This is a genomic window from Sphingobacteriales bacterium, from assembly GCA_012517435.1.
GTDB lineage: Bacteria > Bacteroidota > Bacteroidia > CAILMK01 > JAAYUY01 > JAAYUY01.
The window spans coordinates 18,956-32,042 of sequence record JAAYUY010000235.1; the positions used below are offsets into that span (position 1 = coordinate 18,956).

Here is a 13,087-nt window from a genome sequence, read left to right on the forward strand (position 1 = left end):
TTTGCACTTATAAGTTTTGGTTAAATTGCACCGGATTTTAAACGTTATTATTTTAACAGAAACTAAGAAATTTCAATAAAAATCAAGTTTATGAGTAAGAAAAAAACTTATGTCGTATGTGATGGTAATTATGCTGCCGCACATATTGCTTATATGTTCAGTGAAATAGCTGCCATTTATCCGATAACTCCCTCCTCAACCATGGCAGAATATGTTGATGAATGGGCTGCTTATGGAAGGAAAAATATTTTCAATCAGGAAGTTAAGGTTGCTGAAATGCAATCGGAAGCCGGAGCGGCAGGTGCGGTACATGGGTCCCTTCAATCCGGAGCATTGACCTCCACTTTTACTGCCTCTCAGGGTTTGCTGCTGATGATTCCCAATATGTATAAAATAGCTGCTGAGTTGTTGCCGGGGGTTTTCCACGTGTCAGCCCGTACGGTGGCCGCTCATGCACTGTCCATCTTTGGCGACCATTCCGATGTTTATGCCACCCGACAGACTGGTTTTGCCCTTTTGGCCAGCGGCAGTGTTCAGCAATGTATGGACCTGGCAGGAGTGGCTCATCTGTCAGCTATAAAATCACGTATTCCTTTTCTTCATTTCTTTGATGGATTCCGTACTTCTGCAGAATTACAAAAAGTTGAATTGCTGAATGAAGAAGATTTAAAACCTCTTCTCGATACCGAAGCCCTTCAGCGTTTCAGAGATAATGCCCTGAATCCCGAACATCCGGTTACCAAAGGAACAGCTCAGAATCCTGACATTTTCTTCCAGGCCAAAGAAGCTGTCAACAGGATATATGAACCTGTTGCCGACATTGTTGACCAATACATGCAGGAAATTACAAAAATCACCGGCAGAGAATATCATCCCTTTACCTATTATGGCCATCCTGAAGCCGAAAATATCATTGTAGCAATGGCTTCCGTTACCGATACCACAAAAGAAGTAGTGGATTACCTGATGGCAAAAGGCGAAAAAGTTGGTTTGATTACCTGTCATCTTTTCCGTCCGTTTTCTCCGAAATATTTCTTTAATGTTTTCCCAAATACGGTTAAAAGAATTACTGTTCTTGACCGTTCAAAAGAACCGGGTGCCAACGGTGAACCACTTTACAAAGACATCCGCGACCTGTTTTATCTGAAAGAAAATGCTCCGGTTATAGTTGGCGGAAGATACGGACTGAGTTCGAAGGATACTACTCCTGCACAGATACTCGCAGTTTTCAACAACATGAAAAGAAATGAGCCCAAAAATCATTTCACCATCGGAATCATTGATGATGTAACATTTACCAATTTACCAACAGAAGAAGAAATCAATACTTCATCACCCGGAACTTATGAAGCCAAGTTTTACGGGATCGGTGCTGACGGTACAGTCGGTGCAAATAAAAATTCCATTAAAATTATCGGGGATAATACAGATAAATACTGCCAGGGCTACTTTGCCTACGATTCAAAGAAATCAGGTGGCTTTACCGTTTCTCACCTGAGGTTTGGTGATTCCCCGATACGTTCGCCTTATTATGTCAATCAGCCTGACTTTGTAGCCTGTCATGTCCCTTCTTATCTTGATAAATATGACATGCTCCGGGGTTTGAAAAAAGGTGGGACATTTCTGTTCAACAGCATCTGGGATGTGGAGGAAACCAAATCAAAACTTCCGGATCACATGAAAAAATACCTTGCCGAAAACAACATCAAATTCTATATAATCAATGCAACAAAAATAGCTGAAGAGCTGGGTCTGGGCACCCGTACCAACTCCATCATGCAATCTGCCTTTTTCAAAGTATCGAATGTCATACCCTTTGACTTAGCCTTGAAAGAAATGCAGAAAGCCATTAAAAAAACATACGGAAGAAAAGGGGAAGAAATAGTTAAAATGAATTTTGATGCCCTTGATCGCGGGGCTGAAGTGATAGAAGTACCTGTTCCCGTGGAATGGAAAAACATTGAAATAAAAGAAACCACATTAAGTTCTGATCTGCCGGAATTCATTAAAAATGTTGTGGAGCCAATCAATGCACAAAAAGGAGATTTATTGCCCGTCAGTGCGTTTATTGGCAGGGAAGATGGAACATTTCCCGCTGGAACTACCGAATATGAAAAGAGAGGTATTGCAGTCAATGTGCCTGAATGGATTGCAGAAAACTGTATTCAGTGTAATCAATGTGCTTTTGTATGTCCGCATGCTGCCATCCGGCCATTTATCCTGACTGAGGAAGAAGCTCAAAACGCTCCGAAAGGCACGGTCTTCCAGCAAGGACTTGCACAGTTAAAAGCATATAAATTCAAAATTCAGGTCAGTGTTCTGGATTGTACCGGCTGCGGCAACTGTGCCGATATTTGTCCGGCAAAGACCAAAGCATTGGTTATGAAACCGCTTGAAAGCCAATTGGATGAAATTCCACGCTGGGATTACATGAACAAAGTGGTTGGTTATAAAGACCACATTCTGCCAAAAGACAAATCGGTAAAAAACAGCCAGTTTGCTCAACCTTTATTTGAATTTTCAGGTGCCTGTGCCGGATGCGGTGAAACCCCTCATATCAAAACAATTACACAATTATTCGGAGAAAGAATGATTGTAGCCAATGCAACCGGCTGCTCTTCCATTTACGGTGGCTCTGCTCCTTCAACCCCTTATCGCGCCAACAGTAAGAGCGGACATGGGGTGGCATGGGGTAATTCATTGTTTGAAGATAATGCTGAATATGGATTTGGCATAGCAATCGGTATTAAAAACATCCGAAACCGCATTGCCGAAATGATGGCCTCGGCAAACGGTAATTTTTCTGATGAAATAAAAGCATTGTTTGCGCAGTGGATTGAACATAAAGACAATGCCGAAAAATCAAAAGAAATTTCGGAACAACTTTATCCATTGCTGGAAAAATCGAAAGAACCTTTAGCCAAAGAATTGTTATCCCTCCGCCAGTACTTTGTTAAAAAATCGATCTGGATCATTGGTGGTGACGGCTGGGCTTATGATATTGGTTATGGCGGACTCGACCATGTGATTGCTTCAGGTGAAGATGTTAATATTCTTGTTCTGGATACCGAAGTTTATTCAAACACAGGAGGACAGGCTTCAAAATCGACACCAGTGGGAGCAGTGGCTAAGTTTGCTGCATCAGGTATGAAAACGCGTAAAAAAGACCTTGGAGCCATGGCAATGACTTATGGCTATGTTTACGTTGCTCAGGTCGCCATGGGAGCCAGCCAGTCGCAGTATTTTAAAGCCATCAAAGAAGCTGAAGAATATCCCGGACCTTCATTAATTATTGCTTATTCACCCTGTATCAACCACGGTCTGCATAAAGGAATGGGAAAATCTCAGGAAGAAATGGAATATGCCGTCAAATCTGGCTATTGGCATCTCTACCGCTACAATCCGCTACTTGAAAAAGAAGGAAAGAATCCGTTCCAGCTTGATTCTCCCGAACCCGACTGGAGTAAATTTCAGGAATTTCTGAATAATGAAGTCCGTTACACCTCGCTTCGTAAATCTTTCCCTGCCGAGGCCATGAAATTATTTGAAATAGCCGAGCAGGATGCTAAGTGGCGGTATAATTACTACAAGCGACTGGCTGAAATTGACTATAGTAAATCCTGATTCATATCCTGAGAATATGACAACCGGATGTTGGTATTAGCCCGTGAAAACAAGCTAATTCTAAAGTAAGGTATAGTTTAGTCCTTTGGCTTGATTAAGTTTAACAGACTGAAAGTTGCTTTTATCAACAAGCAGGCAGCAGGAAGTCTTCAATAGGCACAAATAAAAAGCAGTTAGTAAGCGGCCGCAATATGCACTGACCTAACGAAATGCGGAATGTGGAAAATGGTATCCGGAAATCGCAATCCATAAATCAAAAACTGTTACTCGTAAATCGGACTGTTTACTCTATCAAAATGTTTTTATAATCTTGTTTAAAAAACTATCCTCCTCACCCAGTATTAATCCAGAGTGTTGTCGGAAAGATTATGTCCCATTTTGAGCTTTTTGGTTTTAAGGTATTTCTTATTGAACAGATTTGCCTTAATCTCAAGTGGAACACGCTCCACTATTTCAAGGCCGTAAGCTTCAAGGCCTATTCTTTTTGCCGGATTATTTGAGATAAGTTTAATCTTTCTGATACCCAAATCACGCAGAATCTGGGCACCTACACCATAATCACGCTCATCCGGATTAAATCCCAGATGAATATTGGCTTCCACAGTATCGAGCCCTTGTTCCTGCAACTGGTATGCTTTGAGCTTGTTAACCAGCCCTATCCCCCTTCCTTCCTGATTCATGTATAAAACAACTCCTTTTCCTTCGTTTTCGACAATCTGCATGGCCCGATGAAGCTGAGGACCACAATCGCAGCGATAACTTCCGAAAATATCTCCTGTAACACAAGATGAATGTACTCTGACCAACACCGGTTCATTTTCGTTCCAGCTTCCTTTAACAAGAGCCAGATGAACTTCATTGGTGGTAATCTGCCGGTAGGCAATAATCCTGAAGCTCCCAAACTCAGTGGGCAGATCTACCTTATCTACCAGGCGTTCAATGAGTGACTCCTTCTGAAGGCGATAAGCAATGATGTCTTTTATTGAAATAATGTGAAGGCCATGTTTATCGGCAATCTTACGAAGGTCGGGCAGGCGTGCCATGGTTCCGTCCTCATTCATAATTTCACAAATAGCACCCACAGGCTCAAAACCTGCCAGTCGGGCAAGGTCAATTGCCGCTTCAGTATGCCCGCTACGCCTGATAACGCCACCTTTTTTTGCCCTCAGCGGAAAAATGTGCCCCGGCTTGGCAAAATCTTCAGGTTTTGTGTTTGGATCTATCAATGCACGAATGGTTTTTGCCCTGTCGTGTGCCGAAATTCCGGTTGTACACCCATGCCCTCTCAGGTCTATGGAAACGGTAAACGGGGTCTCATGTAAGCCTGTATTGGAAGAAACCATAAGTTCAAGCCCAAGCTCATCAGCCCGGGTTTCAATAATGGGTGCACAAATCAAACCTCTGCCTTCTTTCGCCATAAAATTTATGACTGCAGGTGTTACATGCCTCGCTGCAATAACGAAGTCACCTTCGTTTTCCCTCTCCTCATCATCCACAACGATGACAATTTTCCCTTGTTTGATGTCTTCAATCGCCTGTTCTACTGTGTCGAGCATATTTTACTGAAATCTTTGAGTTGGCTGCCAGATATTCGATTCAACACCTTTTAAAAACCTGAAAAATCCAATCAAAAGCGCCATATTCATGAAATAAAAATGAGAAATAAGCCGAAGCAAAGTTAAATGAACTTTTATACTGCGCAAAAAAGTATCCAGAAGGGGGATCAGCAACAAACCAAGCTGAATATAAAAAGTGAGTTGATAAAACCCAGACCGCTGTAAGAGAAAGATATTTGAAACAAAAGCCAGAATAAGAAAAAACGGTCCCAGCCAACGAAGAATTTTATGAGAGATAAAACTAAATGAAAGACTGGGTTTTGAGGAGAAAATCAGTTTTTTGTAGCGAAGAAGGTTTTGATAATTCCCGATGGAGATGCGGATCTTTCGCCTAAATTCTTCACTCGGTTTATTTGAAACATCTTCAAAACACAAGGCTTTCAGCTCCATGACAGCTTTCCCTCCTTTTTCAAGGACGTTCATCGTGATGTAAAAATCGTCCATAAAAAAACGGGGAGGAACAGGACTGAAATATTCTTTTCTGATGGCATAACATCCTCCGAAAGCCCCTGCCATGGTACCCCATAAAACCCCTTCTGCATATTTTATCCGGTTTTCCCTGCTGATATATTTTTCCTCCTGTATTGAAATCCCTTCAATACTATTATGCGAATTGACAATATTGCCCCCAACCAGCTTTATTTCTTCATTTTTGAAATGTTTTACCATTTCAACTATCGTTTTTTCAGTAAAAATAACATTGGCATCCGTAAGAATTAACACCGGAGTATCAGCTTCAGTGGCCAACTGGTTGATAATACCGGCTTTGCCTGTTCGCTTCTCAAACGCTTTCAGGCGAAGCCCATTGTATTTTTGCTGCAATTCGCTGACAATCATATTTGTCTGATCGGTACTTGCATCTGAACCAATCAGCATTTTTATTTTTTCCTGCGGATAGCTACACCTGAAAGTGCTTTCTATCTTTTGTCTGATGACTTTTTCTTCGTTGTGAGCAGCAAGAATAACGGTTACTTCAGGAAAATCTTTTTCGGTTTCAAAAACAAGCTGATTAGGGCTTTTCCTTTTTGCAAGCCACTGAACCAACAGCGGATAAAGCATATAGGAATGAAATATCAGAAAAACTGACAGAAAAAACAATATCGCCCAAATCATGTATATAAAATTACCTGTGCAAAGCTAAAACCTTCAGGCAGAGTAAACAAGGATTTTCATTTTACTGAACATATAAGTGTAAGGTTAACTCCAGCCATCTGAATTTACTGAGTGCGTTTTACAAGCTGAAATACTTGTTGTAATTTTGCCTGAAAAATCAAAATCAAATGAATCAGAATAGAGTACTTGAAATAATCCCCGGTGTTAAATGGATAGGTGCATTAGACCCCGACCTGCGTGTTTTTGACGTGATAATGGAGACAAAGTTTGGGACTACCTATAATTCCTATTTTATTGATGCAGAAAAAAAAGCCATTATTGAAACCGTAAAAGAGCCTTTTTTCAATGATTACCTTGAAAAAATCAAATCAGTTTGCGATCCCGCTGATATTGAATACATTATCCTCGACCATACTGAGCCCGACCATTCAGGCAGCCTGAAACACCTGCTGAAACACTGCCCGGATGCAACAGTTATTGGCAGTGGAAATGCTATTCGCTACCTGAACGATATTGTCAATTTCCCTTTCCGTTCAAAAGTAGTCAAAGATGGAGATGAATTGTCTTTGGGTAACAAAACATTGCGCTTTATTGCCGCACCCAACCTCCACTGGCCGGATTCAATGTTCACCTATATGGTTGAAGATCAATTACTTTTTAGTTGTGATGCTTTCGGTGCCCACTATTGTGATGAAAGAATGTTTGATGACAAAACAGGCAATTTTGACGAAGCTTTTGTTTATTACTTTGATGTCATACTGAAGCCTTTCAGTCGTTTTATGCTCAAGGCCATTGAAAAAATTGAAAATCTTGACATTAAAATGATTTGCCCCGGACATGGCCCGATCCTTCGTTCATACTGGAAAAAATATGTTGACCTCTCGAGGGAATACAGCAGGCAGGAACTTGAATTCAGAAAACCTGATAATCTCAGGGTTTTTATCCCTTATGTTTCTGCCTATGGCTATACACGAATCATTGCAGAAAAAATAGCCAACGGAATCAGACAGGCGGGAAATATAAGTGTGGAAATAGCAGACATTCAGGACAAAGATTTCCATTTCATCAATGAAAAACTAAGTTCTTCTTCAGCCCTGATTGTCGGTTCTCCAACCATCAATCAAAACATACTTCCTCAGATTTACAATCTCTTTGGGGCCATCAATCCCATACGGGATAAAGGAAAGTTATTTGCCGCATTTGGCTCTTACGGATGGAGTGGTGAAGGGCCCGATATTATCTCTTCAGCCCTCACAACCCTGAAACTCAAATCTGTTTCCGTGCCACTGAAAATTAAATTTTATCCTTCTGAGGAAATTGAAAGGCAACTATTTGATTTTGGTTACGATTTCGGGAAAAAACTGTGTGAAAGCGCTGTAATAAATAGCGATCAATGATGCTTTGTGCAAAAAGGCTTAGTTAACAAGTGAAATCTTGATAAATTTTGCATAATTAACCTGTCATTTTGCATAAATTTGTAATTAAAATTTTACCATATATTGAGCGACTTGAAAACGCATCATAAAATAATAAATGGTGACAGCAGACAAATGACAGAACTTGCAAATAGTTCGATTCATTTGATAATTACCTCACCACCTTATTGGCAACTAAAGGACTATGGTTCAAAAGATCAAATCGGGTTTCATGACAATTACGAAAGCTATATTAATAATCTGAATCTTGTTTGGAAAGAGTGCTATCGTGTTTTATATCCCGGGTGCAGGCTCTGCGTAAATATTGGCGACCAATTCGCACGCTCAGTTTATTATGGCCGATACAAAGTAATACCTATCCGGGAAGAAATAATAAAGTTTTGTGAAAATGTGGGCTTTGATTACATGGGAGCAATCATCTGGCAAAAGGTGACTACTTCCAATACAACAGGAGGCGGTGTACAAATGGGTTCATATCCTTATCCCCGTAATGGGATTCTCAAACTTGACTATGAGTTTATTCTCATTTTTAAAAAACTTGGGGAAGCACCAAAACCCACAAAAGAGAAAAAGGAGCTTTCCAAGATGACAGCAGAAGAATGGAACACTTTCTTCTCAGGGCACTGGAATTTTGCAGGGGTCAGGCAAAACAATCATATTGCCATGTTTCCCGAAGAATTGCCAAGACGATTAATTAAGATGTTCTCTTTCGTTGGCGATATCGTTCTTGACCCATTCACTGGAAGTGGAACAACAAATCTTGCGGCAAAAAATCTTGACAGGAATTCTGTCGGATATGAAATTAATCCCGAGTTCATCCCTATAATTCAAGAAAAGATAGGTGCAAATCAAATTGACTTTCACGAAACCAGCTTTGAATTTATTATTCAAAAAACCACTTTTGACTTCGAAAAAGAAATTCAAAAATTACCCTATATTTTCAAAGATCCCCATACTTTTGACAAAAAAGTTGATCCGAAAAAATTACAATTCGGTTCCCGCATTGATAAAAACGGGAATAAAAAACGAGAAGAATTTTTTACTGTTAAAGAAGTCATTAGCCCTGAAAAATTAAAACTTAGTAATGGTCTTATTGTCAAACTCATTGGAATAAAGGAAAACCAGGGTATTAATGGCGAAGCAACGAATTTCTTAAAAGAGAAAACCAAGGGAAGAAAGGTATTCATGAGGTTTGACAATCAGAAATATGATAATGATAACAATTTACTGTGTTACCTATACCTTGAAAATAAAACTTTTATCAATGCTCACCTGATTAAAAGCGGACTGGTTCAGGTGGATGTCGGTTTTGATTATAAATACAAAGATAAATTTTTAAACCTTTTGCGTCAAAGTAATGGCTAAAGAATGGATTTTAAATTCAGCGATGAATCGCTTCCAGCTTAATTTCAAAAGAAATGTGGGGCCAACTTCTGAATCAATAAGAAAATGTTCACCCAAAAACATTGATGAATGGCGTGATTATTACTTTAAAAACGTAAAGCCAAAAGATCATATCATTGAACTTGGCAAAAAACTTTACATTAAAATTACCGAAGTAATACAAGCTGAAGTATCCGAAATTACCGAACAGGACTGCATCGATTATATGATACAGTTGGTAATCGATCGAACCTACGAAGGATATGTAACAGAAATCCACACTGTGTATGGTCAGTTACAAAGAATTTTAGGCGTTAAAATTGAACCTGCTCCAGATGAATGGGACAGGCTTTTTAATGTTGACTTTTACATAAAAGTCAAAGAGAAATACATCGGGCTACAGATAAAACCAGTAAACTCAAACATTCAACTACCTGAAATATTCAAGGAATATAACCTGCAATCCGAATCCCATCAAAAATTTACAGAAGTTTTCGGTGGAAAAGTATTCTATCTGTTTTCTACCAAAGTTGGAGATAAAAAAGAAATACAGAACAAAGAAATAATTGATGAAATCAAAAAAGAAATAGAACGACTGATGGCAGGTTAATAGGCCATTACCGTTAAAAATCAAGACTGGCTAATTCTTTTTAAAAGCATATTGCGTTCCTCTCATTTCATTTCATTATTATGCCGCTATAAAAAATTATTTCTACAACTCATCTCTGATTAACCATCTGATTTTCAGGTCATTCATTAGATTAACCGGCAAAAATTCAGTTTTTTTAGATGAAACTTTTTAAGACTACAGTATCATACCTGCCCCTACCGTGTTATTTGTCTTTTCATCAATCAGAATAACGCTGCCGGTAATTTTATTCTTTTTATAAATGTCAACAAACAAAGGACTGGAAACACGGAGAGAAACGCGTGCAATGTCGTTCATGCGGATATTTTTATCGTCCTGCAGCCGGTGAAGGGTATTGATGTCAACCTTGTAACGTATTTCTTTCACCATGCATTTAACTTCTTTGGTGGTATGTTTAAGGATAAACCTGTTGCCGGTTTCAAAACCATTATCATAAAACCAGCACATCATAATGTCAATATCCTGTGTGATTTGAGGCTGGTTAAATTCCTTGACTATCATATCGCCTCTGCTGATGTCGATATCATCATCCAGCTGAACACTGATACTCATGGGTGCATAAGCCAGTTCGACTTCTTTTCCCAGCATTTCGATGCTTTTAATCCTGGATTTGAAGCCTGAAGGAAGAACGATAACCGGATCACCTTTTTTAAAAATCCCTCCGGCTACCCTGCCTGCATAAGCTCTGTAATCATGATATTCTTCACGCATAGGTCGAATGACATACTGAACAGGAAAGCGGCAGCTGATACGGTCATATTCACTCTCAACATACACATTTTCAAGCGCATAGAGCAATGTCGGACCTTGATACCAGTCCATGTTGGCACTCCTTTTCACTACATTATCCCCAAGTTTGGCACTGATAGGAATAAAACGTATATCCGGAACATCAATTTTTGAAGTAAAAGAAAGAAAATCATTCATGATATTATCGAAAACCTCCTGCCTGTAATCTACCAGGTCCATTTTGTTGATGCAAACAATAATGTGTTTAATACCCAACAAAGCTGAAATAAAGGTATGTCTGCGGGTTTGTTCGAGCACGCCATTCCGGGCATCAATCAGAATAATCGACAGATTTGAATTGGAAGCACCGGTAACCATATTACGGGTGTACTGCACGTGTCCCGGAGTATCAGCGAGAATAAACTTTCTTTTAGGAGTAGCAAAATAACGATAAGCAACATCAATGGTAATACCCTGTTCTCTTTCCGATTTCAGGCCATCGGTCAGCAAAGCCAGATTGACATGGTCTTCCCCCCTTCTCTTGCTTGACCTTTCAACTGCTTCAAGCTGATCGACAAAAATAGTTTTTGTGTCGTACAACAACCGCCCGATTAAGGTGCTTTTTCCATCATCAACGCTTCCTGCAGTAGCTAATCTGAGTAAATCCATTTTTTTCTAATTACTTTTTCTAAAATCCTGAATCTCAATATCTTTTTTGATTATTTTCAAAATTCATTATTATGCTGACACCGGTCTTCCAAAATTCCTTGATCTGCAATCCGTCATTTTCAATCAAAAATATCCTTCTTTTTTCCGGTCTTCCATAGCTGTTTCCGATCGTTTATCATCTGCCCTGCCAGCCCTTTCTGTTACCCTGAAAGCTGCCACCTCCCTGATAATATCCTCAAGAGAATAGGCTTCCGATTCTATCGCCCCTGTACAGGTCATATCACCAATAGTTCTGAACCTGATCAGTTTTTCTTCAGCCACTTCATTGGGTTTCATCACATTAACAGGATGAACTGCCAGCCATACGCCATCACGATTAAAAACCTTGCGTTTATGGGAGAAATAAAGGGAAGGCATTGGGATATTTTCCCGGGCAATATATTGCCAGACATCCATTTCCGTCCAGTTACTCAGCGGAAAAACCCTGAAATGTTCACCAAAATTTTTTCTGCCGTTAAAAAGATTCCAGAGTTCCGGACGTTGGTTTTTAGGATCCCACTCGCCAAATTCATTACGGTGGCTGAAAAATCTTTCTTTAGCCCTCGCCTTTTCTTCATCTCTTCTTCCTCCACCCATCGCACAGTCAAACTTATGATTTTCAATAGTTTCGAGTAAAGTTACTGATTGAAGCCAGTTTCGGCTGGCATTTACACCTGTTTCGTCTTTTACCTTTCCCGAATCGATAGTGTCCTGAACATAGCCGACAACCAGCTGAACTTCATACTTTTTCACCATTTCATCACGGTAATCCAGTGTTTCCTGAAAATTATGACCGGTATCAATATGGACAATCGGGAATGGTATCCGTGCCGGCAAAAAAGCTTTCCACGCCAGATGAAGCAATACCATTGAGTCTTTTCCCCCTGAAAACAACAACATGGGTTTACTGAACACGGATGCGGCCTCGCGTATGACAAAAACCGCTTCAGACTCCAGATGATCGAGGTGAGATAAAGTATAACTCATTCTTTTTCAATATTTAGTATTTAATCAGCGACAATATTTCACGGTAACATTGCCTGATAGAACGTCTGACCGTTTTATTGTCGGTACGTATGATAAAGTTAGGATTTAATGGTTCTTCATATTCAGTATGAATTCCGGTAAAATTCTGAATTTTTCCCTCTCTGACTTTTTTGTAAAGGCCTTTAGGATCTCTTTTTTCACAGATATCTATCGAACATTTGGCATAAATTTCATAAAAATTCTCAGGGCCGATAATCTGCCTGGCCATTTCCCTGATTCTTTCAGTAGGACTGATGAAACAACAAATAGTAATCACACCGCAATCAACGAATAATCTGGCTACTTCTGCCACCCTCCTGATATTTTCTTCCCTGCTTTCAGCCGAAAAATCAAGGTCTTTGTTCAATCCTACCCGAACATTGTCGCCATCCAGCAATTTGGTCAGATAACCTTTGTGAAACAGCTTTCTTTCAAGTCCTTTTGCCAGCGTACTTTTACCTGAACCCGACAAGCCTGTAAACCAAAAAACCATCGCCCGTTGATTTAACATCTTCTCTTTTTCTTCACGGGTTACCGTCTGGCCGAATATTGGAAAAATGTTGTTGTCCAAGTGATTAATTCATTTACTTTTGTCGAAATTTTTAAAATTGCCCGTTTTGAACCACCCTGCAAATATACGGATTAATGAATTGAACAAAATTGCTGTTCAGGCAGGAACGAAAATACTCGAAATATACCATGATTTTCAGCACTTTCCTGAAGTTGAATACAAAAGCGACCGCTCACCTCTTACACTGGCCGATAAAGCTTCCAACAACATCATCTGCCAGTATCTGTCGGAA

10 protein-coding genes are annotated in these 13,087 nt (G+C 39.7%); 5 read left to right on the plus strand and 5 right to left on the minus strand.

Annotated elements, in window-relative coordinates; genetic code table 11:
* Positions 1–90: 90 nt before the first annotated feature.
* Entirely contained in the window at positions 91–3,624 is a 3,534-nt protein-coding gene (gene nifJ, locus GX437_13005; GenBank protein ID NLJ08573.1) for a pyruvate:ferredoxin (flavodoxin) oxidoreductase, read from the plus strand.
* 341 nt (positions 3,625–3,965) lie between these two features.
* On the opposite strand, the gene GX437_13010 is transcribed toward nifJ, so the two are convergent.
* Together GX437_13010 and GX437_13015 are read right to left on the minus strand one after the other, a co-directional pair.
* Entirely contained in the window at positions 3,966–5,180 is a 1,215-nt protein-coding gene (locus GX437_13010; GenBank protein ID NLJ08574.1) for a bifunctional 3,4-dihydroxy-2-butanone-4-phosphate synthase/GTP cyclohydrolase II, read from the minus strand.
* 3 nt (positions 5,181–5,183) lie between these two features.
* Positions 5,184–6,353 carry a glycosyltransferase gene (locus tag GX437_13015; protein NLJ08575.1) on the minus strand — a complete coding sequence of 390 codons (1,170 nt, stop codon included), beginning with the start codon at positions 6,351–6,353 and terminating at the stop codon, positions 5,184–5,186.
* Between the two features lie 167 nt (positions 6,354–6,520).
* Here GX437_13015 and GX437_13020 point away from each other — a divergent pair, with 167 nt between their 5' ends.
* The 3 genes from GX437_13020 to GX437_13030 all read left to right on the plus strand — a co-directional run bounded on the left by GX437_13020 (position 6,521) and on the right by GX437_13030 (position 9,782).
* Positions 6,521–7,750 (plus strand): FprA family A-type flavoprotein, encoded by a 1,230-nt coding sequence (locus tag GX437_13020; protein NLJ08576.1) that lies wholly within the window; start codon positions 6,521–6,523, stop codon positions 7,748–7,750.
* A 153-nt stretch (positions 7,751–7,903) separates the two neighbouring features.
* A complete protein-coding gene (locus GX437_13025; GenBank protein ID NLJ08577.1) occupies positions 7,904–9,154 on the plus strand; it encodes a site-specific DNA-methyltransferase in 1,251 nt (416 codons plus the stop codon).
* Positions 9,147–9,782, plus strand: a complete 636-nt coding sequence (locus tag GX437_13030; protein NLJ08578.1) for an MjaI family restriction endonuclease — start codon at positions 9,147–9,149, stop codon at positions 9,780–9,782. Before GX437_13025 ends, GX437_13030 begins: the two co-directional genes overlap by 8 nt.
* Positions 9,783–9,977: 195 nt before the next feature.
* On the opposite strand, the gene GX437_13035 is transcribed toward GX437_13030, so the two are convergent.
* From GX437_13035 to cysC, 3 genes are all read right to left on the minus strand, one after another.
* Positions 9,978–11,219: a sulfate adenylyltransferase gene (locus GX437_13035; protein ID NLJ08579.1), complete on the minus strand. Its 1,242-nt coding sequence runs from the start codon at positions 11,217–11,219 to the stop codon at positions 9,978–9,980.
* Between the two features lie 123 nt (positions 11,220–11,342).
* On the minus strand, positions 11,343–12,245 hold the full coding sequence (gene cysD / locus GX437_13040) for a sulfate adenylyltransferase subunit CysD (GenBank protein ID NLJ08580.1): 903 nt from the start codon (positions 12,243–12,245) through the stop codon (positions 11,343–11,345).
* A gap of 13 nt (positions 12,246–12,258) precedes the next feature.
* Positions 12,259–12,795 (minus strand): adenylyl-sulfate kinase, encoded by a 537-nt coding sequence (gene cysC / locus GX437_13045; GenBank protein NLJ08581.1) that lies wholly within the window; start codon positions 12,793–12,795, stop codon positions 12,259–12,261.
* 106 nt (positions 12,796–12,901) lie between these two features.
* Here cysC and GX437_13050 point away from each other — a divergent pair.
* The coding region (locus GX437_13050; GenBank protein ID NLJ08582.1) for a 3'(2'),5'-bisphosphate nucleotidase CysQ at positions 12,902–13,087 on the plus strand (186 nt) is incomplete at its 3' end.

Excerpts from the sequence above, each read along its gene's own strand:
- nifJ (NLJ08573.1), top strand. The coding sequence starts at position 91 with ATGAGTAAGAAAAAAACTTATGTCGTATGTGATGGTAATTATGCTGCC.
- GX437_13010 (NLJ08574.1), bottom strand. The coding sequence starts at position 5,180 with ATGCTCGACACAGTAGAACAGGCGATTGAAGACATCAAACAAGGGAAA.
- GX437_13015 (NLJ08575.1), bottom strand. The coding sequence starts at position 6,353 with ATGATTTGGGCGATATTGTTTTTTCTGTCAGTTTTTCTGATATTTCAT.
- GX437_13020 (NLJ08576.1), top strand. The coding sequence starts at position 6,521 with ATGAATCAGAATAGAGTACTTGAAATAATCCCCGGTGTTAAATGGATA.
- GX437_13025 (NLJ08577.1), top strand. The coding sequence starts at position 7,904 with ATGACAGAACTTGCAAATAGTTCGATTCATTTGATAATTACCTCACCA.
- GX437_13030 (NLJ08578.1), top strand. The coding sequence starts at position 9,147 with ATGGCTAAAGAATGGATTTTAAATTCAGCGATGAATCGCTTCCAGCTT.
- GX437_13035 (NLJ08579.1), bottom strand. The coding sequence starts at position 11,219 with ATGGATTTACTCAGATTAGCTACTGCAGGAAGCGTTGATGATGGAAAA.
- cysD (NLJ08580.1), bottom strand. The coding sequence starts at position 12,245 with ATGAGTTATACTTTATCTCACCTCGATCATCTGGAGTCTGAAGCGGTT.
- cysC (NLJ08581.1), bottom strand. The coding sequence starts at position 12,795 with ATGTTAAATCAACGGGCGATGGTTTTTTGGTTTACAGGCTTGTCGGGT.